Source organism: Nonomuraea angiospora (genome assembly GCF_014873145.1).
GTDB lineage: Bacteria > Actinomycetota > Actinomycetes > Streptosporangiales > Streptosporangiaceae > Nonomuraea > Nonomuraea angiospora.
Genome location: NZ_JADBEK010000001.1, coordinates 11,708,923 through 11,733,561, shown reverse-complemented (window position 1 = coordinate 11,733,561; position 24,639 = coordinate 11,708,923). Strand labels below are relative to the sequence as shown.

Here is a 24,639-nt window from a genome sequence, read left to right as displayed (position 1 = left end):
GGGGCGAAATAGTACAGAAGTGGCGGGTGGGGTCACAGCTTATCCGCTCAATTCGTGATACGACGCCGATCCCTGCCACAGCACGGCAAATCCGCCCGTAAGGGTGGACGTAATCTAGGCCCGGCCCAGCCTGCGCAGCAGCAAGCCAGACGGAACGGGTCTGGCTCCCATCCGCCTGACGGACTCGGCCACCTCGCGGTCCGACGACACCACGGCCATGGCCCGGCCGGGCGGCTCGGCGCGTACGAGCTGGCGGATCAGATCGTCGGCGATCTCCCCCGGCTGGCTGAACAGCACCCGCACCCCGCGCGGCGCCACGACCTGCACCGGGGAGTTGAGCTCGGCCCCGTCGAACACGACGGTCACCTCGACCCTGGTCTGCGCCACCAGCCCGCCGAGCCCGGTCATGAGCCGGGTGCGCTGGTCGGCGAGGGTGAGCGTGCCGTAGCCGGTCTTGGTCACGTTGTAGCCGTCGATGATCAGGTGGACCTGCGGCAGGGCCAGGAGCTGGTCGAGGAGCTGCGGGTCGTCGTCGGCCAGCGCCCGCGCGGGCACCCCCCGGACGCCGGGCCGCTCGCCGGTGACCGCGGCGACCGAGTCGGCGGGCCGGCTTATCGTCGTGGGCAGGGCGAGCTCCCTGCGCAGCCCGGCCGAGGCGTCCTGCAGCGCGTCGAGCAGCACCCGGATGCGGGCGTCCTCGATGCTCCTGCCCTCGCGGGCGGCCCGGCGCGAGGCCTCCAGCTGCTTCTCCACGTCGGCCAGCCGCTCGCGCAGCCGCCGCAGCTCGGACTCGCCCGCGGTGCCCGCGGCCGAGGCGGCCGACCTGGCCTCCTCCGCCGCGTGCTCCATCTCCTCGGCCCGCCGCACCGCGGCCTTGGCCCGCTCGCGGGCGTCGTGGAGCTTGCGCCGCAGATCAGAGTTTTCGGCCCGGGCCGCCCTGATCTGCTCGCGCAGCCGGTCGGCCTCCTCCTTGGCGGCGGTCTTCTGCGCGGCGAGCTGCTCGCGGAGCCGGGTGACGGCCTCCTCGCGCTCCGACCCCTCGGCCGCCACCGCCGACTGCACCAGGTCCGTACGGGCGACCTCGATCACCTCCGCCCAGCCGGGCGGACGGGTGAGGTAGGCTGCCGCGGCCACGAGCACGGGGTCGGCGGCCGGCGGGACGTTTCCCTCGGCCAGGGAGGCCACCAGTTCGGGCCAGCCGGCCTCCACCGACTCGGCGACCAGCTCGCGGAACTTCTTGTCGTTCTCGAGCTGCGCCGCGATGGGCGCGCTGCCGAGTTTGGCGCGTTTTCGGGGGTCGAACTTGGCGATCCCGCGAAGGGGCGGCGGTATGGAGGCAGCGGGCATCGTACCGAGGACCTGGGACGCCAGGTCGACGACATTGAGCCGCACCTGCTCAGGAAGCGGGCGAGACAGGCCTTCACCCGCTGAACTCATCCCACTTGTCCCTTCGTGACATGCCCTTTCAGACAAGGGTACGGCTGCCGCGTACCTGACCGTAACGGCCACCTCTCTCTAGACAAGCGCTTGGTTGGGGATATACGACTGAGCCGGGACGGGTGTTCACCCAGGAGGCCGACCATGGCAGAAGAGATCCGCACCTCCACCCGTGACCTGGTGGAACTGCGCGGCAGCCTGACCCGCTGGCTGCGCGGAAGGGTCGGCGGGCATGCCTCGGTGTCCGAAGTGTCCAGGCCCGCCGAGAACGGCATGTCCAGCGAGACCCTCTTCTTCACCGCCTCCTGGGGCGGGAGCCGAACGCGCTGTGTAGCCAGGCTCGCACCTGCGGTAGAAGCCGTTCCCGTGTTCCCCTCGTACGACCTGGGGGCACAGTTCGGGATCATGCGCCTGGCCAGGGAAAAAGCTGGGATCCCAGCGCCCAGGGCCCTCTGGTTCGAGCCGGACCCGGAACATCTGGGCACGCCGTTCCTCGTCATGGAGCGGGAGGACGGCGACGTGCCGCCGGACGTGATGCCGTACACGTTCGGAAGCTGGCTGCTCGACGCGGCGCCCGCGGACCGGCGCAGGCTGCAGGACGCCGCGGTGGCGGTCCTGGCGGCGCTGCACCGGGCGGAGTTCACGCCCGAGGAGCTGGCCCCGTTCGGGGCCGCCGGGTTGCGCGCGCACGTCGAGGCCCAGCGCGATTACTACGAGTGGGCCCACGGCGAGCGGCCGATCCCGGTGCTGGAGCGGGCCTTCCGGTGGCTCGAGTCGCACTGGCCGAAGGAGCCCGGGCCCGACGTGCTGTGCTGGGGCGACGCCAGGATCGGGAACATGATGTTCAGGGACTTCACCCCGGTCGCGGTGCTCGACTGGGAGATGGCCTCGGTGGGACCGCCCGAGCTGGACCTGTCCTGGATGATCTTCCTCCACCGCTTCTTCCAGGACATCACGGTCTCCGCAGGCTTTCCCGGCATGCCCGACTTCATGCGCAGCGAAGACGTTTGCAGGAAATATCGGGAAATCACGGGGTACGAGCCTCGCGACCTGGACTTCTACGAGATGTACGCGGCCCTCCGGCACGGCATCGTCATGGCCAGGGTGTGGCAGCGCCGGATCCACTTCGGCGAGCAGCCCCGGCCCGACGACCCCGACGACCTGGTGCTGCACCGGGCCACGATCGAGGAGCTCCTGGCCCGCTGACTACGTGCCGGCGTCGTAGACCAGCAGCGCGACCTGGACCCGGTTGTTGAGGTCGAGCTTGGACAGGATGCGCGAGACGTGCGCCTTGACCGTGGGCACGCTCATGTAGAGCTCCCGCGCGATCTCGGCGTTGGACCTGCCCTGCCCCACGGCCAGCGCCACCTCCCGCTCCCGCTCGCTGAGCCGGCCGAGCAGCTTCCTCGCCCGCCCGGTACGGTCGCCCGCCGCGCCGTCGGACACGTGCGTGATGAGCTGCCGCGTCACCGCGGGCGACAGGATCGGCTCGCCCGCGGCCACCTTCCTGATGGCCTGCACCAGGTCGCCCGGCGCGATGTCCTTCAGCAGGAACCCCGCCGCCCCCGCCCGCAGCGCCCGCAGCACCTGCGCGTCGGCGTGGAACGTGGTCAGCACCACCACCTCGGGCGGCGCGGACGTGCGGCGCAGCGCCTCGGTGGCGGTGAGCCCGTCGACGCCGGGCATGCGGATGTCCATCAGCACCACGTCGGGCCGGTGCTCGGCCACCAGCGGCGGCACCTCGGACCCGTCGCCGGCCTCGGCCACGATCGCGATGTCGTCGGCGCCGCCGAGGATCATCGACAGCCCCGCCCGCACCATCGCGTCGTCGTCGACGATCAGCAGCCTGATCATGCGTCCTCCCGAGTCGTCTCCACCGGCCAGGGTAGCCACGCGCGCACCACGAACTCGCCGTCCGGCGTCGCGCCGTGCTCCAGCCGCCCGCCCGCCAGCTCGGCGCGTTCGGTCAGCCCGATGAGCCCGGCCCCGGCGCCCGGGATGTGCGGGACGTGGCGCACCCCGACGGGGTTGCGCACCTCCGCGGACAGCCCCTCGCCGCGCGTGCCCGAGACGGCGACCGCCACGGGCGCCCCGCCACCGTGCTTGCGCGCGTTGGTGAGCGCCTCCTGGACGATGCGGTAGACGTTGCGGCCGAGCCCTTCCGGCGCGTCACCGCCGGCCCGCAGGTCGAGCCGGACGTCCATGCCCGCGTGCCGGCACTCCTCGACCAGCGTGGGCAGGTCGGCGAGCGTGGGCTGCGGCCGGTCGGGCACCGGGTCGTCCTCGCCGCCCGGCCCCGCGTGGCGCAGCACGCCGATGACCTCGCGCAGGTCCTGCAGCGCCAGGTGGGCGTTGGTCCTGATCGCCCCGGCCGCCCTGGCGATCTCCTCGGCGGGCGCGTCCGGCCGGAACTCCAGCGCGCCGGCGTGCAGGCTGAGCATGGAGATGCGGTGCGCGAGCACGTCGTGCATCTCGCGGGCGATGCGCTCGCGTTCGAGCCGCTTGGCCTCCTCCGCGGCGCTGTCGGCCCGCTGCCTGAGCGACCAGACGAGCTGCCGCCGGGCCCTGACCACGACGCCCCACGCGAACGCGGTCAGCAGCAGCGCCAGCGAAAAGGCCACCATCTCGCTGCGCTCCGCCTCGGTCTGGTACCGCAGCAGGATGTACGGCACGAGCGTGACGAGGGAGAACAGCATGACCGGGCCGGAGATCTTGAACGGCCGGTGCACCGCCACGGTGAACAGCCCGACGACCGAGGCCCCGCCGGCGAGCTCCAGATAGGACGAGAGCAGGGTCGTCACCAGCGCGAACCCCACCGGCCAGCGCCGCCGCAGCCACACCGCCACGCACGACAGCGCCCCCACCACCTGCTCCAGCAGCTGCAGCGGCTCCGGCTCGTCCTGGAGCTCCGGCAGCGTGACGAGCGTGATGCCGCACGCGAGCAGGAACATGCCGATGTCGACGATCCAGTCGCGGGTCGAGCGGCGCACCCGGCCGCCCTCCCCGCCGTCGCCGAGCAGCACCGACGGCAGCGCCCACCGGTATTCGTGCGTCACGTTCATCGAGATTAGGCCCTGCCGAGGGCACGGCGACAGCGACCAAAGTAGCTGCCGGGCGAGACCTCCGGCCGACGCGGCCCCCGTGACCCGTGGACGACGCTGGGGACCATGAAAATGGTGCTGACGCTGCTCGGCTGGCTGCTGCTCCTGCAGGGCCTGGGCGGTCTGCTGAACACCGTGCTCGGTTGGTGGCGGTGGTCGCACGACCTGCTCCTGGTCAATCTGCTGCCGTTCCTGGAGGGCTACGAGGTGTTCGCGGCCATCGTGATCGGCGTGCTCGGGTTCGTGCTGCTGGCCGTGGCCGACTCGGGCAAGAGCGCGGAGAGCGGCAGATGAACGGGGGCACTCCGGCCGGGCTGCGGCCGCCGCGCAACCAGGCCGATCCGCGGGCGGTCGCCTGGTGGACGGTGCAGGGGCTGATCCTCCTGGTGCCGGTGGCCGCCGCCGCGGTGGCGGCGTACTGGATCCTCACCTCTCGGCCGGTCTGGCTGGGGGCGTGCGTGGCGCTCTTCGCGGCGGGCTGCGTGGCGCTGGCCGTCGTGGGGCCGCGGGCCACGTACCGGGTGGAGCGCTGGGAGGTCACCGACCAGGCGGTCTACACGCGCAAGGGGTGGCTGACCCACACCTGGCGGGTGGCGCCGATGTCGCGGATCCAGCGGGTCGACACCGCGCGGGGGCCGGTGCAGCGGCTGTTCGGGCTGGCGGACGTCACGGTGACCACGGCCTCCTCCGCGGGGGCCATCAAGATCGAGGCGCTGGACCACGAGCTGGCGGCCGAACTGGCCGAACGCCTCACCGCCCTCACCCAGGCCACGCCGGGGGACGCCACGTGAACGACCATGCCGGAGCGATCTCGCCTGAAGGGGGCTGGCGGCGGCTGGCGGGCCGGAGCCTGTGGGCCTCGGCGGTCAAGTCGCTGGCGATCGTCGCCGGCGTGGTGGCCGCTCTCCTGCGTTTCCTGACGGGCCGCGACTGGCCGATCGGCGGGGTCGTGGCGCTCTGCGCGGCGGCCGCGGTGCTGGTCGTCGCCGCCGTGGTGGCGTATGACGTGGCCAGGCTCCGTACGACGCGCTGGCGGCTCACCCCGGAACGCCTCGAACTGCGCTCCGGCCTCACCGTCCGCCAGCACCGCTCGATCCCGCTCGACCGGGTCCGCAGCGTGAACCTGCGGGCCGACCCGGTGGCGCGGGTGTTCGGCCTGACCGTGGTCAAGGTGGGCACGGGCGAGCACGCGGCCGAGGGGACCGAGCTCGTGCTCGACCCGCTGACCAGGCACGAGGCGGAGTCGCTGCGCCGTACTCTGCTGCGTCAGGACGAGCGGCCCGCCTCCGGCGAGGGGCCGCTGGCGCGGCTGCGCTGGTCGTGGATCCGGTACGCGCCGCTGTCGCTGTGGTCGTTCACGGGGGCCGCGCTGGTGCTCGGGGCGCTCTACAAGGCGCTGGACTCGTTCGGGGCCAAGGGGCTCGTCACAGAGGCGGCCGACGGGCTGTGGGACTGGGTGACGGCGCGGCCGCTGGTGGCGGTCCCGCTGATCCTCGCGGCGAACCTGGCCGTCGGCGTCCTGGGCTCCGTCCTGCTGTTCGCCGAGTCGTGGGGGCGCTACCGGCTGGAACGCGAGCCCGGCCGCCTCCGCCTCCATCGCGGCCTGCTGACCACCCGGTCCCTGACCCTGGAGGAGCGCAGGCTGCGCGGCGTGGAGATCAGCGAGCCGCTGCTGCTGCGGCTGGGCGGCGGGGCCCGCCTCAGGACCATCGCCACGGGGCTCGGCAAGGCGGACGAGCACGAGACCGAGGACGTCGCCGCCCTCACCCCGCCCCTCCCCCGCGCCCTGGCCTGGTCCCTCGCCGCCGAGATCGCCACCCTGCCCACCGCCCCGCCGCCCTCCGCACCCCAGGCGGGTGCCTCCGGCCACGGCACTCCAGGCACCGGACGCGACGCGAGCGCGGACGCGGGCGGGCTGGGGATGGGCTCGCTGGTGCCGCATCCGGCGGCGGCCAGGCGGCGGCGGATCGTGCGGGCGCTGGTGACGGTGGCCGTGCTGGCCGCCGCCGCCGGCCTGGCGTCCTGGCTGCTGCCGTGGCAGTGGTCGCGCGCCGCCGTCTGGGCGGTCCCCGCGCTGGCGCTGCCGTTCGGGATGTGGCTGGCCGTCGAGAGCGCCAGAAGCCTCGGCCACGCGCTCGGCCGCCGCCATCTCCTCACGAGGCAGGGCGCGGTGGTACGCAGGACGATCGCGCTCGACCGCAGGGGCGTCTCCGGCTGGACGATCACCGAGTCGTACTTCCAGCGCCGCGACGGCCTGCTGACCGTCTCCGCCGCCACCGCCGCGGGCAAGGGCCGCTACGACGTGGTGGACGTCGACCGCGGCGACGGCCTGGAGTTGGCGGCGCGGGCGGTTCCGGGCCTGCTCGAACCGTTCCTGGTGCGGGAAAAGAAATGAGCCGCGTGATCCCCCTCGGTTTGCCCATGCCCCTGTACTGGACAAACGTGATCGCGCGGCTCAGGTCCTGCAAGACATAAAGGTATTTGTCGCGCTTGCAAGCGGGTTGCAGCTCCATTAACCGTTGACAGGATGATCCGTCAGGGGGATGTTTCCCGCGCGCGGCCGTCACCGAGGAGGGGCGCCACGCCCCTCCTCGACCGGGTCTGCTAGCTGCCCGCGGGCTGCTTCGCCAGCTGGGCCATGAACGCCTCGGCCACGGTGACCACGCCGTCCATCGCCTCCTTCTGCGGCATGAACACGACCTTGGGCGAGGTGGCCGGCTCCTTCTCGGGCCGCTGGTGGCCGGAGAAGTCGATCCTCACGACCACCGAGCCCTTGCGCGTCAGGATCGAACCGGTCGACGCGGAGACCTCCCTGCTGTGCCGGTTCCGGATGTACTGCTGGTACGCCTGATCGCCCATCCCCTTGAGATCGGTGACCTTGCCCCAGGAGATGCCGCCGAGTGACGAGTCCTCGAACTGCTTGTCGCCGCCCCGCTGGCTCGCGTAGTAGCTCACGGCCGCCGGCTCGTCGGCGGCGCCCGCCCGGTTGGTGAACCGGTGCACGGTGATCAGGACGCTGCGGATCTTCGTGATCCCCTCGCCCGCCCCGGGCACGTCCAGGTTGAGCCAGCGGCACTCGGTCTGGGCGTCGGAGCCTGCCTCGGTGCCGCGCGCCCTGGTGGTGGGCTCGGGCACGAGCCGCGTGGCCACCTCGGTCACGGCCCCGCACTCCGCGGGGAAGGCCGCCAGGACGGTCGGCGAGGGCGTCGCGCTCGCACTCGCGCTCGGCGACGCGGGGGTCTGCGACGGCTCCGGCTGGGCCAGGACGTTCGGGTGCTGGGCCTGCCAGGCCGCCATGCCCTTGGCGAAGAACCCGGCCAGCCGGCTCACCTCGCGGATCGCGTTCTCCTCGGTGATCGACTGCGCGGTCTCGTTGCTCAGGATCTCCGCGTCCTTGCGCTGCTGGCCCGCCTGGTACTTGATCTCGATCGTCATGTCGCCGACCCGGGCGTTGGCCTGGCCGAAGGAGTACCACAGCATTTTGCCGCTGCGACGCCAGGTGTACTGGGCGTGCGCGGCGTCACCGACGCCCTGGATCTCCTTGATCGGGGAGATGTACTCCTTCTCGTCGGGCTTGAGCGAGGGCTTGGCGGTCGCGGCGTACCGGTCGCCGCCGTAGTCGACCTCGTACGAGTTCTGCGCCATGGCCCTGCCCGTCTTGGCGCCGTCGGCCTTGTGCTGATCGATCCTGACGTCGATCTCCCTGCTGCGCCAGAACTCGCCGAACGAGATGCGCCGGTTCTGCCATGCGCAGTTGAAGGAGACCGTGTACTCGCCCTCCCTGGAGTTCTTGGTGACGGTCGCGCCGGGCACGAGCCGGTCGGCCTCCTCCGCGGGCAGCATGGCGCACACGTCCAGGCCGACGGGCGCCGAGGAGGCGCCCCGCGACGGCCGCTCGCTCTGCGCCGCGGGCGGCTGGGAGGGGCGCGAGACCTTGCTGACCACGAAGTACGCGCCCACCCCGCCCATCGCGACCAGCACCACGACGGCGGCGGCCAGCGCGGGCAGCAGCCAGGCGGGCCGCCGGGGCGGCGGTGGCGGTGGCGTCGGAGGCAGCGTCGGCGGCTGGGTCGGCGGCTGGGTCGGCGGCTGGGTCGGCGGCTGAGTGGGCGGCTGGAAGCGCCTGCCCGGCACCTGGTAAGGGGTGGTGGACGGCTCCCACTCGCTACCGGGGTTCACTGGGACTCCTGAGGTTGCCCTGACTTGCGGGGAAACATGCTAGTCATCCCCCTTGCAAGGTACTTGCAGCACTTCCGCCCATTCTGGCAGCGGCCCCTCCCCGGCGGCGCCCACTTCCACCTCGGACAGTGCTCACTTCGACAGGGCTCACTTCGACAGGGCTCACTTCGACAGGGCCGCCGAGACCAGGCGGGCGGCGGCGAGGGCGGGCCCCTTGTCCGCCGGGTCGCTGACCGGAACGTTCTCGCGGTGCCAGACCACCTCGCCGAGCACGTTGCTCGTGCGGAAGAGCACCGTACTGTCCGACCAGCCCTTGGCGTCGCTGTTGATGTAGGCCTTGAAGCTGTTCTGGATGATCGCCGACTCCCCGATCCCCGGGACGTCGGAGACCGAGCCGCGGACCTCGCGCATCACCGTGCCCTCCGCGCCGGCGCGGCCGGTCTTCTCGCTGGCGAAGCGGCGCTGCGCCACCTGGGGACCGCCGAGATCGCCGTCGGGCCGCTCCGCCCAGGCGCGGACGACGATGCGGCGCCGGCCGTCCTCCGCGCCGTCACGCAGGATCCACTGGCACTCGCCCGGCCGGGTGGCCTCGCGCGCCGGCTTGGCCTTCATGATCTGGGCGGCCTGCTCGTCGGTGAGCAGCTTGCAGGGATCGGGCGCCGTGGCGAACCTCCCGATCTCGGGCCCGCCGCCCAGCGCGCCCGCGGCGTACCAGCCGCCCGCGCCCAGCGTCACGGCGGCGGCGAGCGCGACGGGCACCAGCCACCGGCGGCGCCGGGGCACGGGGGCGGGCCCGGCCAGGGCGCTCAGCGCCTGGCGGACCCGGGCCGCCGTGGGGCGGGCCGCCGGATCCTTGGCGAGCATGGCCATGAGCAGGCCGCCGAAGTCACGACCCGCCCTGGCCGGGAACGGCGGCTCGTGCAGCAGCACCGCCGCCGTCACCGCCGCGGGCAGCGCCCGCTCGAACGGCGCCCGCCCCTCCACCGCGGTGTAGAGGCTGGCGCCGAGCGACCACAGGTCGGACGCCGGGCTCGAGGGCTGCTCGTTGAGCCGCTCGGGCGCCATGTAGCCGGGCGAGCCCGCGCCGCCGAACCTGCCGCCCTGGCCGCCCACCGGCGTCGCGATGCCGAAGTCGGTGAGCATGGCGGAGCCGTCGAAGTCGAGCAGGATGTTCGCGGGCTTGACGTCGTGGTGGAGCATCCCGTGGGCGTGGGCGACCTCCAGCGCCGACAGCACGCGCAGCCCGACCGCGGCCACGAACCCGGGCGGCAGCGGCCCCTGCTCCTTGATCACCTTGTCCAGCGAGCGGCCGCTGACCAGGTCCATGATGATCCACGGCTGGCCGCCCTCCAGGACGACGTCGTGCACCAGCACGATCGCCGGGTCGCGCAGCCGTCCGGCCGACCTGGCCTCGTGGATCGCGAGGTCGGCGAACTCGGCCCGCTCGCGCGGCGTGAGCCCCTCCGGCACGCGTACCTGCTTGGCCGCGACCTGACGGTCGAGGATCTCGTCGATGGCCCGCCACACCGTGCCCGCGCCGCCCTGTCCGAGCCGCTCGATGAGGCGGTAGCGGCCGGCCAGCAGATAGAGGTCATCCGGCATTGCGCAACGCCTGCTCGCTCGCCTGGGCCGCTTTCAGCGCCCGCTGCCTGATCTCCTCGTCGGTGGGCTTGTCCGCGAGGGTGGTGAACTGCACGGTGACCACCAGATTGGCCAGGCGGTAGTAGACCTGGGCGGTGTGCACGCGGCCCGTGGGGCCCTTCAGCTCGAAGCCGAACGCCTCCTCGCCGACGCCGGCGATCTCGCGGACCGGGGTGCGCGTGGCCCGCTGCGAGGTCTTCGCGCCGATCTCGTCCCAGGTCCAGTCGACCGTGCCGGTCCGCGTCCACCAGCGCTGCTGGCCCTTGAAGAGCGCGCCGGCCGTGGCCGGGGTCATCGACCACGGGTCGACGGTGTCGGAGTCCTTCTGCACCTGCAGGCCCACCCCCGTGTTGGCGACCGTCCAGCCGCACTTGGGGCCGTCGCCGTCGGAGCTGGCCTGCGCCTTGGGCGGGCTCTGCGTACGCAGCAGCACGCCCACCTCCTCCTGGCTGATCAGCGTGCACACGTCCATGGGCGCCGTGAACGCGGCCGGGACCGCGCCCGCCCGGTCCCTGAGGACGAGGAAGGCGGTCGCGCCGCCCGCGCCGAGCACGAGCGCCGTCGCCGCGGCGATCCAGATCGCGCTCCTGCCGCGCCGCCTGACCCTGGTCGGCGCGGTCACGTCCTGGCTGACGGGCAGTCGCGGGGCGTGCCCGCCGGCGGCCACCTGCCGGAGCGCGGACACGATCACCCGGGCGTCGGGGCGGGCGGCCGGCTGGTGCGCCATCATGGCCGACAGCAGCGGCCCCAGCGGCCCGGGAGCGACCGGTACGGGCTCCGTCAGCGTGGCCCGCACCCGCTGGGCCGCCGACCCCTCGTAGGCCGGCGCGCCCGTCAGCGCGACGTAGAGCGTGGCGCCGAGCGACCACACGTCGCTGGCGGGCCCGCCCGGCTCGCCGGCCAGCCGCTCGGGCGCGATGAACCCGGGCGAGCCGATCATCAGCCCCTGCTCGGTGAGCGTGGCCTGGCCCTCCTGCCGGGCGATGCCGAAGTCGGTGAGGACCACCCGCCCGCTCTCGGTGAGGAACACGTTGCCCGGCTTGACGTCGCGGTGCTGCATCCCCAGCGCGTGCGCCGCGATCAACGCCTCCAGCACGTCGGCGCCGACCCGCGCTGCATGATCAGCCGGCATGGGCCCGAACTCTCGGACCGTCTCCCCGAGCGTGCGGCCCCGCAGCAGCTCCATGACCAGCCAGGGCCGCTCCTGCTCGACGACCACGTCGTGCAGCGCCACGATGCCGGGATGGCGCAGCCTCGCCGTGGCCTGCGCCTCGCGCACGGCCCGCATCACCGAGTCGGAGCGCTCCTTGGGTGACATGCCCTCGGCCAGCGTGAGCTCCTTGACCGCGACCTCACGATCGAGCATCTCGTCCCTGGCCAGCCACACCTTCCCCATGCCGCCCGCGCCGAGCGGGCGCAACAGGGCATAGCGGCCGGCAAGTCTTCCCGAGGACATACAGGGAAGGGTAACTAAGGATCAAGAGCGATGGTTATTCGTTCCTGTCGGTCCTTCTCTCTATGGTCTTGGAACGTGGACTCGGTTCAAGGCACTCTCGACGAGCTCGGCACTCCGCTGAGCGAGGTCACGTTCGTCGTTTTCGACCTCGAGACGACCGGCGGCGCCCCGTCCGACGACGCCATCACCGAGATCGGCGCGGTCAAGGTGCGGGCGGGCGAGGTGCTGGGCGAGTTCTCGACGCTGGTCGATCCCGGGGGCCCGATCCCGCCGTTCATCTCCGTGCTGACCGGCATCACCGACGCGATGGTCGTGGCCGCGCCGCGGATCGAGGCGGTGCTGCCGAGCTTCCTGGAGTTCATTCGCGGGGCCACGCTGGTGGCCCACAACGCCGGCTTCGACACCCGCTTCGTCAAGGCCGCCTGCGCCGCCCACGGCTATCCCCCGCCGGCCAATCCGGTCGTCGACACCGTCGACCTGGCCCGCCGCGTGCTGACCCGCGACGAGGTGCCCAACGCCAAGCTGGCCACGCTGGCGAGGTTCTTCCGCAGCTCCACCGAGCCGTGCCACCGCGCCCTGCAGGACGCCAGGGCCACCGTCGAGGTGCTGCACGGGCTGATCGAGCGGGCCGGCTCGTTCCAGGTGCACACGCTCGAGGAGCTCAAGTCGTTCGTCCGCGCCCCCACGCCGGAGCAGCAGCGCAAGCGCCACCTGGCCGAGTCGGTGCCGCACGCCCCCGGGGTCTACTTCTTCGAGGACGAGCGCGGCGAGGTCCTCTACATCGGCAAGAGCACCAACCTGCGCAACCGCGTGCGCTCCTACTTCACCGCGGGCGAGACCCGCCCGCGCATCCGCGAGATGATCGGCATCGCCGAGCGGGTGCGCCACATCGTCTGCTCGACCGCCCTGGAGGCGGAGGTCAGGGAGCTGCGCCTGATCGGTGGCGCCAAGCCGCGCTACAACCGCCGTTCCCGCTTCCCCGAGAAGGTGGTCTGGCTCAAGCTCACCACCGAGGCGTTCCCGCGGCTGTCGATCGTGCGCGAGCTCAAGGACGACGGGGCCACCTACCTCGGCCCGTTCGGCAGCGCCCGGCTGGCCGACGAGGCCCGCATCGCCCTGCACGAGGCGGTCCCCCTGCGCCAGTGCACCCAGCCCGTCACGCTGCGCACCCGGCGGGCGGCCTGCGTGCTGCACGAGATGGGCCGCTGCGGCGCGCCCTGCGAGGGCAAGGAGAGCCAGGAGGAATACGCGCTCCACGCGGAGAGCGCGCGCCGGGCCATGACGCTCGACGCCTCGCTCGTCTTCAGCGCCGTGTCGGCGCGCATGGAGCGGCTGTCGGTGGAGCAGCGCTACGAGGAGGCGTCGGTCGACCGCGACCGGCTGGCGGCCTTCGTCCGCACGGCGGCCCGCATGCAGCGCCTGAGCGCCATCACGCGCATCCCGCAGCTGGTGGCCGCCAGCCCGGCGTTCGGCGGCGGATGGGACATCCACGTCATCCGGTACGGGCGGCTGGCGGCGGCCGGGGTCATGCCGAAGGGCACCCATCCGACCGCTTTCGTCGCCTCCCTGACGGCCACCGCCGAGGCGGTCATCCCGGGCGCCGGCCCGATCCACGCGGCCAGCGCCGAGGAGACCGAGTGCATCCTGCGCTGGCTGGAGTCGCCCGGGGTGCGGCTGGTGGAGGTGGAGGGCGAGTGGAGCCTGCCCGCCTGGGGCGCCGCCCGCCACAAGGCCCGCATCGACCTCGCGTACCGCCACCTTGATCAGCTCCGCAATCGGGAGGGGCGACCTTTGAGGTGAAACGATAGAGTTGATGCATGGTCACGGCTATCGTCCACATCAATGCAGAGGTAGACCGGATCCCGGAGGTCGCCCAGACGATCGCCGAGATCCAGGGCGTCAGCGAGGTCTACTCCATCACCGGCGAATACGACCTGCTGGCGATGGTGCGGGTGGCGGCGTACGAGGAGATCGCCGAGGTGGTCCCCGGGCGGATCAACAAGGTGGCCGGCGTGCTGCACACGGAGACGCACATCGCCTTCCGCGCCTACTCCAAGCACGACCTGGACGCCGCCTTCTCCATCGGCTTCCCCGAGGCCGACTGACCCACACGGGCTGACCCACACGGGCTGACCCGTCCCGGCGCTCAGCACGGCGTGCCCGCCGCCGCTCCGCCTCGGGACCTCTCGGGCTGAGCGCCCGCGACCGGCGCGACTTCCCGGCTCCCGGCCGCGCCGCCTTCTGGCAGGCCCGCCTGCCAACCGCGCCGTCGGCCGGGGTCCGCCACCTCCCTGCCGCGCCTTCGGCCGGGGTCCGTCACCTCTCTCAGCCACGCCCGTCACCTCGCGAGAGCGCCTGTGACGGCGTTCCCCGCCCCGGCCGGGCGCGCCCGCGGATCCCAGGCACGGCACCCGCCTTCCCCGCGCCCAGGGGCGAAGACGGCGACGGGCCCGGACGAACGTGTCGTCCGGGCCCGTGCCGTGTGTGGCGAAGAGGTGGTGTCAGTGCGTGAGGCTGCGGTCGTCCTCGCCACCGGAGCCGATGGCGGCGTGCTCTTCCTCGTGCCCGTGTCCGTGCCCGTCGTCCAGCGGGATCTTCTCCCCGCCGTACGCCTTCGACATGCGAGCGCGCAGCTTGCCGAGCGGACCGCGCATGCCCTTCGGCGGGATGCCCGCGGTGTCCTCGGCCACCGGCAGCATCGCCACCGGCTCCTTGCCCCGCATGTGGGCCTCGATGTCGTCCGACGGCGGCGTGTGGACCTCGATGAACTCACCGTGCGGCAGCCGCTTGATGACGCCCGACTCCACACCGTGCGAGACGACCGCGGCGTCGGAGCGCTGCAGGCCGAGGCAGATGCGGTAGGTGATGATGTACGCCAGCGCCGGCGCGACGAAGATCAGCACCCGCCCGGCGTACGTCGTCACGTTGAGGCTGACGTGGAAGTTCGCCGAGATCTCGTCGTTGGCGCCCAGCAGCCACAGCACGCCGTAGAACGCGATGGCCGCCATGCCGATCGAGGTGCGGTGCGGGTTGTTGCGCGGCCGGTCCGCGATGTGGTGCTCGCGGTTGTCGCCCGTCACCCAGCGTTCGAGGAACGGATAGAGCGCCAGGCCCGTCATGATGATGCCCATCGGCACCAGCGCCGGGATGATCACGCTCAGCGGCAGGGTGCCCGCATGGGCCGTGCCGAAGAGGTTGATCTCCCACGGCACCATGATGCGCAGCGCGCCTTCGAGGAAGCCCATGTAGAAGTCGGGCTGCGAACCCGCCGAGATGTCCGCGGGCGTGTAGGGGCCGAACAGCCAGATCGGGTTGATCTGGGTGAACGTCGCCAGACCCGCCACCGTGGCCAGCGTGAACAGGAAGTACGCCCCCGCCTTCAGCATGAAGGCCGGGTAGAACGGCGCGCCCACCACGTTGTGGTTGTTGCGAGCCTTGCCCGGCATCTGCGTGTGCTTCTGCACCCACATGAGCACCATGTGAGCCGAGATGAGCGCCAGCAGGATGCCCGGGATGAGCAGGATGTGCAGCGAGTAGAACCGGGCGATGACATCCTCACCCGGATATTCCCCGCCGAACAGGAAGAACGTGATGTACGTGCCGACCAGCGGCAGCGAGATCGCCACGCCCTCGGTGATCCGCAGACCGGCGCCGGAGAGCAGGTCGTCGGGGAGCGAGTAGCCGGTCAGGCCCTCGGCGAGCGCCAGCGTCAGCAGCAGGACGCCGATGATCCAGTTGAGCTCGCGCGGCTTGCGGTAGGCGCCCGTGAAGAACACCCGCAGCATGTGGACCATCATGCCGGCCACGAACATCAGGGCCGCCCAGTGGTGCATCTGCCGGATGAGCAGACCACCCCGGACGTCGAAGCTGATCTCCAGCGACGACGCGTAGGCCTCCGACATCATGACGCCCTTGAGTGGCGCGTACGAGCCGTCGTAGGCGACCTCCATCATGCTCGGCTTGAACCAGAACGTCAGGAACGTACCGGTCAGCAGCAGGATGACGAACGAGTAGAGCGCGATCTCACCCAGCAGGAACGACCAGTGGTCCGGGAAGATCTTGCGCAGGTTGCGCTTGAGGAAATTGGCCCCGCCCAGGCGGTCGTCGAGGAAAGTCGACGGGCCGGCGATGGCCTTGGGCACGGCGTTCAGCTCGCTCATGCCTGGCCTCCCTTCTCCCTCGCCGCGCGCTCGGCGTCACCGCGTTCCCAGAAGCTCGGACCGACGGGGACCTGGAAGTCGCCCTGGGCGATCAGGTAGCCCTCGGCGTCGACCGTGATCGGCAGCTGCGGCAGCGGCCTGGCGGCCGGGCCGAAGATGACCTTCGCGCCGTCGGCCGCGTCGAACGTCGACTGGTGGCAGGGGCAGAGGATGTGGTGGGTGTTCTGCTCGTACAGGGCCGCGGGGCAGCCCACGTGCGTGCAGATCTTGGAGTACGCCACGATGCCGTCGTGCGTCCAGTTCTGCCGGACGCCGCTCTTGAGCTCCTCCGGGCGGAACTTGATCAGGATCAGCGTGGCCTTGGCGAGGGCGTTGAGGTCGTGCTCGTAGCCCTCGGGGACCACCGACAGGATGCCGCCGGGCGAGTTGAAGTCGGCGGCCCGGATCGGCTGGCCGGTGCCCTCGACGACGAGCCTGAGCGGCTTGCCCTCCTTGGTCTTCTCACCCCAGACCGTGTGGCGCAGCAGCTTGTTGAACTTCGCGCCCGGCATCTTGCTGTTGTCGAGGTCGCGCAGCAGCACCACCGGCACGAGGCCGAGGGGCGCGGCGGCCAGCAGCAGCGTGCGGCGCAGCAGCTTGTGCTTGACGAAGCCGCTCTCGTTGGCGCCCTGGACGAACGTGTCGGCGACGACCTCGCGGTCGTCCTCGGCGGAGGCCATCGGGTGGCGGTCCTGGACCAGGGAGTACTTCGGCATGATCATGCGTACCCAGATCACGATGCCGATCGCCAGTCCCAGGATCGCCACGGTCAGCGAGGAGCCCAGCGCGAGGTTGGACACCCCGGTCGCCTCGGGGCTGCCGACCTGGAAGACCACGTAGGAGATGATGAACGCGATCGCGGCCAGGAACGTGATCGTGAAGCAGAGCGCCACGATCTTCTCGGCCTTGCGGGCCTTGCTCTCGTCAGGCAGCGTGACGCCGGGGACGTTCTTCTCTACGTCCGTGGCCTCCGCGGTGCCCAGCATCGAGGTGCCCGGCGCGGGGGTGCCGATGACGCGCTTGGGTACGCGCTCATCGGGCTGCTCGATCTCGTGCTCGTTGTCTGTCATGACTTCTGTCGCTTCTTCGCGGTGATCCAGATGGCGGCGAGTGCGAGGACACTGAGGCCTGCGATCCACGCTACGAGACCTTCGGTCACCGGGCCAATGCGCCCGAGGCCGAAACCTCCCGGGTCCTTCTGCTCGCGGACCTGCGTGATGTAGGCGATCATGCTGCGCTTCTCTTCAGGCGTGATCGTCGTGTCGTTGAAGACCGGCATCGCCTGGGGCCCGGTGACCATCGCCTCGTAGATCTGGGTGGGGGTCGCCGAGTTGAGGTTGGGAGCGTACTTGCCCTGCGTCAGGGCTCCACCGGCGCCGGCCCAGTTGTGACACTGGATGCAGTTGGCGCGGAACAGCTCGCCGCCCTTGCCGGCGTCGCCGAGCTTGGCGTCGACCTGCTCCTGCCCCGGGACCTGCGGGCCGCCGCCGAGCGACTGCACGTAGGCGCCGATCTGCCTGATCTTCGTCTCGTCGACCCAGGGCGCCATCGGCTTGCGCGGCGCCTGCGGACCCGGGTTGGCGGCGGGCATGCGGCCGGTGCTCATCTGGAAGTCGACCGCCGCGGCGCCGACGCCGACGAGCGTGGGCGCCGTCTTGGTGCCCTCCGCGTTCATGCCGTGGCAGCTGGAGCAGTGCTTGACGAACAAGCTCCTGCCCTCGGCCACGTCATCGACCTTGCCTGCCGCCAGTGCCGCGTCGGCAGGCTTACCCGCCTGGACAAAGGCGGCGTATACCATCCCGACCAGCGCCAACGCCAAAATCAGGACGGCATATCTCGCGAGGGGATGCCGCCGCCAAGCGGTGATCCTAGTCACAGAGATCCCGTTCCTTAACGAATGATGTAGATGGTCGCGAAAAGACCAATCCAGACGACGTCTACGAAGTGCCAGTAGTAGGACACAACGATCGCGCTGGTGGCCTGCTCATGCGTGAAGCGCTTCGCGGCGTACGTGCGTCCCAGCATGAACAGGAACGCGAATAGGCCACCGGTCACGTGCAGGCCGTGGAAGCCCGTCGTCAGGTAGAACACCGAAGTGTAGGGGTTGGCGGACAAGGTCGCGCCCTCTGATGCCAGCTCGGCGTACTCGTACAGCTGCCCGGCCACGAAGACCGCGCCCATGAGGAAGCTGACGATGTACCAGAAGCGGAGCTTGCCGACCTGCCCCTTCTCCGCGGCCCACACGCCCAGCTGGCACGTCACACTCGACAGAACCAGGATGATCGTGTTGACCGTCGCGAACGGGATGTTCAGATGAGCGCCCTCGGCGGCCTCCAGGCCGACCTTGTGGAAGGCGGGGCCCCAATCGAAGCCGTTGCCCACGCTCACCGACCGGATGGTGAAGTACATCGCGAACAGCGCCGCGAAGAACATGAGCTCAGAGGACAGCCAGACGATCGTCCCGACACTGACCAGATTGGGTCTGCGGTACGACTGTGCTGTCGTCGTCGAAGTTATTGCGGATGCTGTCGCCACGGGCAGCATTATTGCGGCTTCGGTGGTCGGTCCCGCGCACGACCCCCCGGTTAGCAGGTACAAACCGGGAGGCAACCTGGGAGAATCGCCCCAAAACCCCCTGTCAGGCATGGTGGCCTGGGAATGCACACCGCCGCACCGGTACGATCCGAGGTGACCATACTGCTACAAGGAATAGCGAGCGCGACAGTGACGTCCACTGGGAGCACCGACGACACGATGAGGGTCCTCGTCTACAGCGACGACGCCGCCACCAGGGCCGAGGTGATCCAGGCCATCGGCAGGCGCCCCGCCGCCGACGTACCCCTCGTGGAGATCGTGGAATGCGCCACCGAGCCCAAGGTCCACCAGTGGCTGGGCTCGGGCGAGATCGACGTGGCCGTCCTCGACGGCGAGACGCAGCCCGCGGGTGGCATGGGCGTCTCCCGCCAGGCCAAGGACGAGGTCTACGACTGCCCGCCCATCTGCCTGATCATCGCCAGGCGCGACGACCGCTGGCTGGCCGACTGGTCCAAGGCCGACGCCGTGGTGCCGCAGCCGCTGGAGCCCATGGTCCTGGCCGACACCGTGGCCGACCTCATGCGGCGTCGCTCCTCGACCCGACTCAACGCTAAGTAGGTGCCCATGGACTCCCGGACGACCTGGCCCACCCTGCTGTCCGCTCTCCTGTCCGGGGAGCACCTCACCTCCGACGAGTCGGCCTGGGCGATGCGGGAGATCATGTCCGGCGCCGCGACGCCGTCCCAGATCGCCGGCTTCGTGGTCGCGCTGCGCGCCAAGGGCGAGACGGTGGCCGAGGTCGTGGGCCTGGCCCGCACCATGCTGGAGCTGGCCACGCCGCTGAGCGTGGAGGGGCCCGTGGTCGACGTCGTCGGCACGGGAGGCGACCGCGCCCACACCGTCAACGTCTCCACGATGGCCGCCATCGTGGCCGCCGCCGCGGGCGCCCGGGTCGTCAAGCACGGCAACCGCGCCGCCTCGTCCTCGTGCGGCGCCGCCGACGTCCTGGAGCACCTGGGCATCCGGCTCGACCTCACGCCGGAGCAGACGGCGCGGGTGGCCGCGGAGGCGGGCATCGCGTTCTGCTTCGCCCCGGTCTACCACCCCGCGCTGCGCTTCGCCGGGCCGACGCGCAAGGAGATCGGCGTACCCACGATCTTCAACTTCCTCGGCCCGCTCACCAACCCGGCCCGCCCGGCCGCCCAGGCCATCGGCGTCTTCGACGCCAAGATGCTGCCCGTGCTGGCGGGCGTCTTCGCCGAGCGCGGCGTCAGCGCGCTGGTCTTCCGCGGCGACGACGGGCTCGACGAGCTGACCATCGCGGACACCTCGACGGTCTGGGTGGTCAAGGACGGCACGGCCACGCAGACGACCTTCGACCCGTCCGTGCTCGGCATCCCGCGCGCCGACGTGGGCGCGCTGCGGGGCGGGGACGTGGCCTTCAACGCCCAGGCCGTACACGACCTGCTGCGGGGCAAGACGGGGCCGGTGCGCGACGCCGTCCTCCTCAACGCCGCGGCGGCCCTGGTGGCCCTCAACGGGCCGGGCGACGACCTCGACGCCGCCATGACGGACGGCTACGCCCGCGCGGTCCAGGCCGTCGACTCCGGCGCGGCCGCCGCCACCCTCGACCGCTGGATCGAGGTCAGCGCCGCCGCCAACGGCGCCTGAGCACCCCTTTCAGGGCGCGCCTCCGGCAAAGGGCGCGCCTCCCTCCGGGAGTACGCCCTCCGCCCGCTCGCCGCTGAGGCGCGGACGACGCCCCAGCCCCGGGACCGGCACGGCGGCGCGCACAACGCCCCAGCGCCGGGGCCCGCACGGCGGCGCGGGAGCGGACGGTGGCGCGGGAGCGGACCGGAGCAGCGGCTGAGCGGCCGGCCAGTGGCTCCGCCGTCGCCCAACTCCCGCGCACCCAGCCCGTCCCGTCCCTCAGCGCCGCCCGTAGACGGCTCAGCCCGCCCCGTTCCTCAGCGCCGCCCGTAGACGGCCTGGCCCCTCCCGCGCCCGGGCTCCCCCACGCCCGCTCGATTCCCCACCGCCGCCAGCCCCATGGCCCCCGTAGCGCCGTGCTCGGACGCTGAGGCGGCACGCGGACGGCGCTGAGGCGGCACGCGGGCGGCACCAGTGGCCCTAGGGCGGCACGCGCGACGCCCTAGGCGGCACCCGCGGCGCTGAGGGCACGCGGGCGGTGCTGAGGGCACGCGGGCGGTGCTGAGGGCACGCGGGCGGTGCTGAGGGCACGCGGGCGGTGCTGAGGGCACGCGGGCGGTGCTGAGGCGCCACCTGCGGTACTAGGGCGGCACGCGCGGTGCCCTAGGCGGCACCTGCGATGTCCGAGGCGGCGCCTGCGACCCTGGGGCGCGCACGATGACGGGGAGGGCAGGCCGGAACGGCGCCGTCCGCGGTGCGGCGCGGGCTCGCGTTGCCCCACGTCCCGTTGGGTGCCGGGCCCCGTCCTGGCGAGCGCGCCGAGGCACCGCCGGGCCGGGGCGCGTACAGCCCCGAGTGTGGCGAACCCGAAGCGTGACCGGCCTCGAGTGTGGCGAGCCCGGAGCGTGACCGGCCCCGAGTGTGGCGAGCCCGGAGCGTGGCCGGCCCCGGGTGTGGCGGGTCGGGGCGGGCCGTAATCAGCGGCGCGAATCGGTATCAGAACGTGATGGTCGGCCCGTCCTTGAGCACGCTCCACTTGAGCCAGTCCTTCCAGTTCTCCTGCCAGTGCCCCCACCCGTTCGTCGGTTCGAGCTTCCGCGGCGACCCCGTGATGATGATCGGATCCCCGATCAGCGTGTTCTTGACGAACCAGATCGCGTTCTCCGGGCTGATGTTCACGCACCCGTGGCTGACGTTCGAGTTCCCCTGGGAGCCCACCGACCAGGGCGCGCTGTGCACGTACTCGCCGCTGTTGGAGATGCGGACGGTGTGGTAGACCATCAGCGAGTAGTAGCCCGCCCCGCCGGGCCCGATCCCGGGCGAGGTCATGAGCGTGGCGTCCTCGCGCGACATCGCCAGGTGGATGCCGGAGGTGGTGTAGAACTTCCACTGCCCGCCCTGCCCCGCGCTCATCGGCATCTCGCGGATCTTCTTGCCGTCGCGCCGGACGTACAGCACGTGCTCGTCCGTGCTGCCCTTGGTGATCTGCGAGCGGCCGATCTTGAAGTCGAGCCGTACGTCGCGCTTGCCGTACATGCCGGGCCCGCCGCGCACGCCGGCCAGCTTCGCCTCCAGGCGCACCTTCGTGTACGCGGGCCAGTACTCCAGCGGCCGGAAGTCCACGTGACTGTCGTCGAACCAGTGCCAGGCGCCCTCCACGGGCCTGGAGCTGCGGACCGTGAGGTTGCGTTCGACGGACACCCGGTCGGCGATCGGCTTGTCGAAGGCGATCATGATGGGCATGCCGACGCCGACCGTCAGGCCGGTGTCGTCCTTGTTCGGGGTGATGGTCTGGATGTCGAAGGTCTTGTTGCCCTTGACCGTGGAGAACGCGCTGGTGGTCTGGGTCTGCTTGCCCGTGGCGTCCGCGGAGACGGCGGTGATCGTGTAGCTGGCCCCGGGGCGGGCGGTGACGGTGCTGCGCCAGTTGGTGCCGTCGGCGCTCAGGACGCCCTTGAGCGCCCCGGCCTTGCCACCGTCCACCCGTACGCTCTTGAGCGTGCCTCCACGGGCCGAGACGACCACAGGCTGGTCTGTGGGTACGTTCGCGGCCTTGTCCTGCGGAGAGAACGTCACAGCGGGCCCCTGGGCCCCGCCGGCCATGGCGACCCCCTCAGGCTTCGGGGCCGAGGCCCCCGAGCACGCCGCCAGCAGCGTCAGCGCCAGCAGACCGGCCGATCCATTCGCTACGCGCCCCACGTATGACTCCCTCGTCCCGACAACGAACCCCTTGCCCTGCTCACCACCCTGTTGCGCCCGAAAAGGCCCTTAGCGGCGGTCCGCATAGCAGACTTCTCATTACTACCCTCAGTGATCGAATAACCACATCGGATCACCGTTAAAGAACACAAAAAAACGGGCGTCCCCCCTCAAGGGAGACGCCCGTTCAGGCAGTCCGGGTCAGTGCGAGAAGTGACCCCGGTAGTACTGGAAGACGAAGCCGATCATGGCCATGATGACCAGGAAGAGCCCGATCAGGAACATCCAGAAGCCGATCACGAACCCGGCGAAGGCGAAGGCCGCCGCCAGGCACAGGAACAGCGGCCACCAGCTGCTCGGGCTGAAGAACCCGATCTCGCCCGCGCCCTCGCTGATGTCGGCCTGCTTGTCGTCCTCCGGCTGGGCGCCGATGCGCCGGGCGGTGAACATCAGGTAGTAGCCGACCATGAACGCGAACCCGACCGAGATCGCCATGGCCGTGGTGCCGACCGGCTCACCGTGACCCGTCGCCGCCTTGGTCCAGAACCAGTAGGCGACGTCGACACCCGCGAAGAACAGGCCGCACGCGAGGAACAGCCAACCCTGTACTTTCATCAGGCCTCGACCTCCGTCGCCGACGGCTTGGCGGACACGTGCGGGTAGTGCAGGTCGAACGCGGGACGCTCGGACCGGATGCGCGGCAGCGAGGTGAAGTTGTGCCGCGGCGGCGGGCAGGAGGTCGCCCATTCGAGCGAGCCGCCGTAGCCCCAGGGGTCGTCGACGGTGACCTTCGGCGCGCTGCGCCAGGTCTTCCAGACGTTGTAGAAGAACGGCAGCGTCGAGGCGCCCAGCACGAACGCGCCCACCGACGAGATCATGTTGAGGTCGGTGAAGCCGTCGGCGGGGCTGTAGTCGGCGTAACGACGCGGGAAGCCGAGCATGCCCAGCCAGTGCTGGATGAGGAACGTCGTGTGGAAGCCGATGAACAGCAGCCAGAAGTGCAGCTTGCCCAGCTTGTCGTCGAGCATCTTGCCGGTGAACTTGGGCCACCAGAAGTAGAAGCCCGCGAACATGGCGAACACGACGGTGCCGAAGACCACGTAGTGGAAGTGGGCGACGACGAAGTAGGTGTCGCTGATGTGGAAGTCGAGCGGCGGCGAGGCCAGGATGACGCCCGTCAGACCGCCCAGGAGGAACGTGACGAGGAAGCCGACGGAGAACAGCATCGGCGACTCGAAGGACAGATGCCCTCGCCACATCGTTCCGACCCAGTTGAAGAACTTCACGCCTGTCGGCACCGCGATGAGGAACGTCATGAACGAGAAGAACGGCAGCAACACCTGCCCGGTCGGGAACATGTGGTGCGCCCAGACCGTGATGGACAGACCGGCGATCGAGATCGTCGCGACCACGAGGCTGATGTAACCGAAGATCGGCTTGCGGCTGAAGACCGGCAGGACCTCGGTCACGATGCCGAAGAACGGCAGCGCGATGATGTAGACCTCGGGATGGCCGAAGAACCAGAACAGGTGCTGCCAGAGCAGCGCGCCGCCGTTGTCGGGGGCGAAGACGTGCGTGCCGAGCTTGCGGTCCGACTCCAGCACCAGCAGCGCGGCGGCCAGCACCGGGAAGGCCATCAGCACGAGCATGCTGGTCAGCAGGACGTTCCAGGTGAAGATCGGCATGCGGAACATGGTCATGCCGGGCGCGCGCATGCAGATGATCGTGGTGATGAAGTTCACCGAGCCGAGGATCGTGCCGAGGCCGGACAGGGCCAGGCCCATGATCCACAGGTCGCTGCCGATGCCGGGCGAGTTGATCGCGTTGGACAGCGGCGTGTAGGCGAACCAGCCGAACGAGGCCGCGCCGCCCGGCGTGAAGAAGCCGGACACGGCGATGAGGCTGCCGAACAGGTAGAGCCAGTAGCTGACCATGTTGAGGCGCGGGAACGCCACGTCGGGGGCGCCGATCTGCAGCGGCATCAGCTCGTTGGCGAAGCCGGCGAACAGCGGCGTCGCGAACATCAGCAGCATGATCGTGCCGTGCATGGTGAACAGCTGGTTGAACTGCTCGTTGCTGGTGAACTGCATGCCCGGCTGCGCCAGCTCGGCCCGCATGATCAGCGCCATGACGCCGCCGATCAGGAAGAAGCCGAAGGACGTGATCAGGTAGAGGTGTCCGATGATCTTGTGATCAGTGGAGGACAGCCACTTGGCGATCACCTGGCCCTTGGTCATGGGCC

The 24,639-nt window shown here is 71.0% G+C and carries 21 protein-coding genes; 8 read left to right on the top strand and 13 right to left on the bottom strand.

What is annotated here, in order from left to right; all coding sequences use genetic code 11:
* Nucleotides 1-114: 114 nt before the first annotated feature.
* Nucleotides 115-1,437: an NYN domain-containing protein gene (locus H4W80_RS53820; protein ID WP_192792136.1), complete on the bottom strand. Its 1,323-nt coding sequence runs from the start codon at nt 1,435-1,437 to the stop codon at nt 115-117.
* A 144-nt stretch (nt 1,438-1,581) separates the two neighbouring features.
* Here H4W80_RS53820 and H4W80_RS53815 point away from each other — a divergent pair, with 144 nt between their 5' ends.
* Nucleotides 1,582-2,643: a phosphotransferase family protein gene (locus H4W80_RS53815; RefSeq protein ID WP_192792135.1), complete on the top strand. Its 1,062-nt coding sequence runs from the start codon at nt 1,582-1,584 to the stop codon at nt 2,641-2,643.
* Here the strand turns inward: H4W80_RS53815 and H4W80_RS53810 are convergent, their stop codons facing one another.
* Both H4W80_RS53810 and H4W80_RS53805 read right to left on the bottom strand, forming a co-directional pair.
* Nucleotides 2,644-3,291, bottom strand: a complete 648-nt coding sequence (locus tag H4W80_RS53810; RefSeq protein ID WP_192792134.1) for a response regulator — start codon at nt 3,289-3,291, stop codon at nt 2,644-2,646.
* Nucleotides 3,288-4,499 (bottom strand): sensor histidine kinase, encoded by a 1,212-nt coding sequence (locus H4W80_RS53805; protein ID WP_192792133.1) that lies wholly within the window; start codon nt 4,497-4,499, stop codon nt 3,288-3,290. Before H4W80_RS53805 ends, H4W80_RS53810 begins: the two co-directional genes overlap by 4 nt.
* Nucleotides 4,500-4,604: 105 nt before the next feature.
* Here H4W80_RS53805 and H4W80_RS53800 point away from each other — a divergent pair, with 105 nt between their 5' ends.
* From H4W80_RS53800 to H4W80_RS53790, 3 genes are read left to right on the top strand one after another with little or no spacing between them, the layout of a single operon-like run.
* Complete coding sequence (locus tag H4W80_RS53800) at nt 4,605-4,832, top strand: hypothetical protein (RefSeq protein ID WP_192792132.1); 228 nt, start codon at nt 4,605-4,607, stop codon at nt 4,830-4,832.
* Nucleotides 4,829-5,329 (top strand): PH domain-containing protein, encoded by a 501-nt coding sequence (locus H4W80_RS53795; RefSeq protein ID WP_192792131.1) that lies wholly within the window; start codon nt 4,829-4,831, stop codon nt 5,327-5,329. Before H4W80_RS53800 ends, H4W80_RS53795 begins: the two co-directional genes overlap by 4 nt.
* Nucleotides 5,326-6,933 (top strand): PH domain-containing protein, encoded by a 1,608-nt coding sequence (locus tag H4W80_RS53790; RefSeq protein WP_192792130.1) that lies wholly within the window; start codon nt 5,326-5,328, stop codon nt 6,931-6,933. The genes H4W80_RS53795 and H4W80_RS53790 overlap by 4 nt, the downstream gene beginning before the upstream one ends.
* Nucleotides 6,934-7,142: 209 nt before the next feature.
* Here H4W80_RS53790 and H4W80_RS53785 read toward each other — a convergent pair whose 3' ends face one another.
* From H4W80_RS53785 to H4W80_RS53775, 3 genes are all read right to left on the bottom strand, one after another.
* Nucleotides 7,143-8,717: a hypothetical protein gene (locus tag H4W80_RS53785; RefSeq protein WP_192792129.1), complete on the bottom strand. Its 1,575-nt coding sequence runs from the start codon at nt 8,715-8,717 to the stop codon at nt 7,143-7,145.
* Between the two features lie 162 nt (nt 8,718-8,879).
* Nucleotides 8,880-10,319, bottom strand: a complete 1,440-nt coding sequence (locus H4W80_RS53780; protein WP_192792128.1) for a serine/threonine-protein kinase — start codon at nt 10,317-10,319, stop codon at nt 8,880-8,882.
* The gene (locus tag H4W80_RS53775) at nt 10,309-11,814 is read right to left on the bottom strand and encodes a serine/threonine-protein kinase (protein ID WP_192792127.1); all 1,506 of its coding nucleotides are present in this window, start codon (nt 11,812-11,814) and stop codon (nt 10,309-10,311) included. Before H4W80_RS53775 ends, H4W80_RS53780 begins: the two co-directional genes overlap by 11 nt.
* A 75-nt stretch (nt 11,815-11,889) precedes the next feature.
* Between H4W80_RS53775 and H4W80_RS53770 the strand changes: the two genes are divergently transcribed.
* Nucleotides 11,890-13,614: a DEDD exonuclease domain-containing protein gene (locus H4W80_RS53770; protein ID WP_192792126.1), complete on the top strand. Its 1,725-nt coding sequence runs from the start codon at nt 11,890-11,892 to the stop codon at nt 13,612-13,614.
* Nucleotides 13,615-13,631: 17 nt separating this feature from the next.
* Nucleotides 13,632-13,919, top strand: a complete 288-nt coding sequence (locus tag H4W80_RS53765) for an Lrp/AsnC family transcriptional regulator (protein ID WP_080041188.1) — start codon at nt 13,632-13,634, stop codon at nt 13,917-13,919.
* Between the two features lie 396 nt (nt 13,920-14,315).
* Here H4W80_RS53765 and qcrB read toward each other — a convergent pair whose 3' ends face one another.
* The 4 genes from qcrB to ctaE are packed head-to-tail and all read right to left on the bottom strand — an operon-like array spanning nt 14,316 to nt 18,557.
* Complete coding sequence (gene qcrB, locus H4W80_RS53760; RefSeq protein ID WP_192792125.1) at nt 14,316-15,974, bottom strand: cytochrome bc1 complex cytochrome b subunit; 1,659 nt, start codon at nt 15,972-15,974, stop codon at nt 14,316-14,318.
* Nucleotides 15,971-17,083, bottom strand: a complete 1,113-nt coding sequence (gene qcrA, locus H4W80_RS53755) for a cytochrome bc1 complex Rieske iron-sulfur subunit (protein ID WP_192792124.1) — start codon at nt 17,081-17,083, stop codon at nt 15,971-15,973. Before qcrA ends, qcrB begins: the two co-directional genes overlap by 4 nt.
* On the bottom strand, nt 17,080-17,889 hold the full coding sequence (qcrC, locus tag H4W80_RS53750; RefSeq protein WP_192792123.1) for a cytochrome bc1 complex diheme cytochrome c subunit: 810 nt from the start codon (nt 17,887-17,889) through the stop codon (nt 17,080-17,082). Before qcrC ends, qcrA begins: the two co-directional genes overlap by 4 nt.
* Before the next feature lie 14 nt (nt 17,890-17,903).
* Nucleotides 17,904-18,557, bottom strand: coding sequence for an aa3-type cytochrome oxidase subunit III (gene ctaE, locus H4W80_RS53745; protein WP_192792122.1), 654 nt, complete (start codon nt 18,555-18,557; stop codon nt 17,904-17,906).
* A 210-nt stretch (nt 18,558-18,767) separates the two neighbouring features.
* Between ctaE and H4W80_RS53740 the strand changes: the two genes are divergently transcribed.
* Both H4W80_RS53740 and trpD read left to right on the top strand, forming a co-directional pair.
* On the top strand, nt 18,768-19,166 hold the full coding sequence (locus tag H4W80_RS53740) for a hypothetical protein (RefSeq protein WP_090930538.1): 399 nt from the start codon (nt 18,768-18,770) through the stop codon (nt 19,164-19,166).
* 6 nt (nt 19,167-19,172) lie between these two features.
* Nucleotides 19,173-20,219 (top strand): anthranilate phosphoribosyltransferase, encoded by a 1,047-nt coding sequence (gene trpD / locus H4W80_RS53735; protein ID WP_192792121.1) that lies wholly within the window; start codon nt 19,173-19,175, stop codon nt 20,217-20,219.
* Between the two features lie 975 nt (nt 20,220-21,194).
* Here the strand turns inward: trpD and H4W80_RS53730 are convergent.
* From H4W80_RS53730 to ctaD, 3 genes are all read right to left on the bottom strand, one after another.
* Entirely contained in the window at nt 21,195-22,397 is a 1,203-nt protein-coding gene (locus tag H4W80_RS53730; protein WP_192792120.1) for a L,D-transpeptidase, read from the bottom strand.
* A gap of 201 nt (nt 22,398-22,598) precedes the next feature.
* Nucleotides 22,599-23,012: a cytochrome c oxidase subunit 4 gene (locus H4W80_RS53725; protein WP_185072874.1), complete on the bottom strand. Its 414-nt coding sequence runs from the start codon at nt 23,010-23,012 to the stop codon at nt 22,599-22,601.
* On the bottom strand, nt 23,012-24,634 hold the full coding sequence (ctaD, locus tag H4W80_RS53720) for an aa3-type cytochrome oxidase subunit I (RefSeq protein WP_192794292.1): 1,623 nt from the start codon (nt 24,632-24,634) through the stop codon (nt 23,012-23,014). Before ctaD ends, H4W80_RS53725 begins: the two co-directional genes overlap by 1 nt.
* Between the last annotated feature and the right edge of the window lie 5 nt (nt 24,635-24,639).

Bases quoted from the DNA above. Each gene is read 5' to 3' on its own strand.
- H4W80_RS53820 (WP_192792136.1), bottom strand. From the start codon at position 1,437: ATGAGTTCAGCGGGTGAAGGCCTGTCTCGCCCGCTTCCTGAGCAGGTG.
- H4W80_RS53815 (WP_192792135.1), top strand. From the start codon at position 1,582: ATGGCAGAAGAGATCCGCACCTCCACCCGTGACCTGGTGGAACTGCGC.
- H4W80_RS53810 (WP_192792134.1), bottom strand. From the start codon at position 3,291: ATGATCAGGCTGCTGATCGTCGACGACGACGCGATGGTGCGGGCGGGG.
- H4W80_RS53805 (WP_192792133.1), bottom strand. From the start codon at position 4,499: ATGAACGTGACGCACGAATACCGGTGGGCGCTGCCGTCGGTGCTGCTC.
- H4W80_RS53800 (WP_192792132.1), top strand. From the start codon at position 4,605: ATGAAAATGGTGCTGACGCTGCTCGGCTGGCTGCTGCTCCTGCAGGGC.
- H4W80_RS53795 (WP_192792131.1), top strand. From the start codon at position 4,829: ATGAACGGGGGCACTCCGGCCGGGCTGCGGCCGCCGCGCAACCAGGCC.
- H4W80_RS53780 (WP_192792128.1), bottom strand. From the start codon at position 10,319: ATGCCGGATGACCTCTATCTGCTGGCCGGCCGCTACCGCCTCATCGAG.
- H4W80_RS53775 (WP_192792127.1), bottom strand. From the start codon at position 11,814: ATGTCCTCGGGAAGACTTGCCGGCCGCTATGCCCTGTTGCGCCCGCTC.
- H4W80_RS53765 (WP_080041188.1), top strand. From the start codon at position 13,632: ATGGTCACGGCTATCGTCCACATCAATGCAGAGGTAGACCGGATCCCG.
- qcrB (WP_192792125.1), bottom strand. From the start codon at position 15,974: ATGAGCGAGCTGAACGCCGTGCCCAAGGCCATCGCCGGCCCGTCGACT.
- qcrA (WP_192792124.1), bottom strand. From the start codon at position 17,083: ATGACAGACAACGAGCACGAGATCGAGCAGCCCGATGAGCGCGTACCC.
- ctaE (WP_192792122.1), bottom strand. From the start codon at position 18,557: ATGCTGCCCGTGGCGACAGCATCCGCAATAACTTCGACGACGACAGCA.
- H4W80_RS53740 (WP_090930538.1), top strand. From the start codon at position 18,768: ATGAGGGTCCTCGTCTACAGCGACGACGCCGCCACCAGGGCCGAGGTG.
- trpD (WP_192792121.1), top strand. From the start codon at position 19,173: ATGGACTCCCGGACGACCTGGCCCACCCTGCTGTCCGCTCTCCTGTCC.
- H4W80_RS53725 (WP_185072874.1), bottom strand. From the start codon at position 23,012: ATGAAAGTACAGGGTTGGCTGTTCCTCGCGTGCGGCCTGTTCTTCGCG.
- ctaD (WP_192794292.1), bottom strand. From the start codon at position 24,634: ATGACCAAGGGCCAGGTGATCGCCAAGTGGCTGTCCTCCACTGATCAC.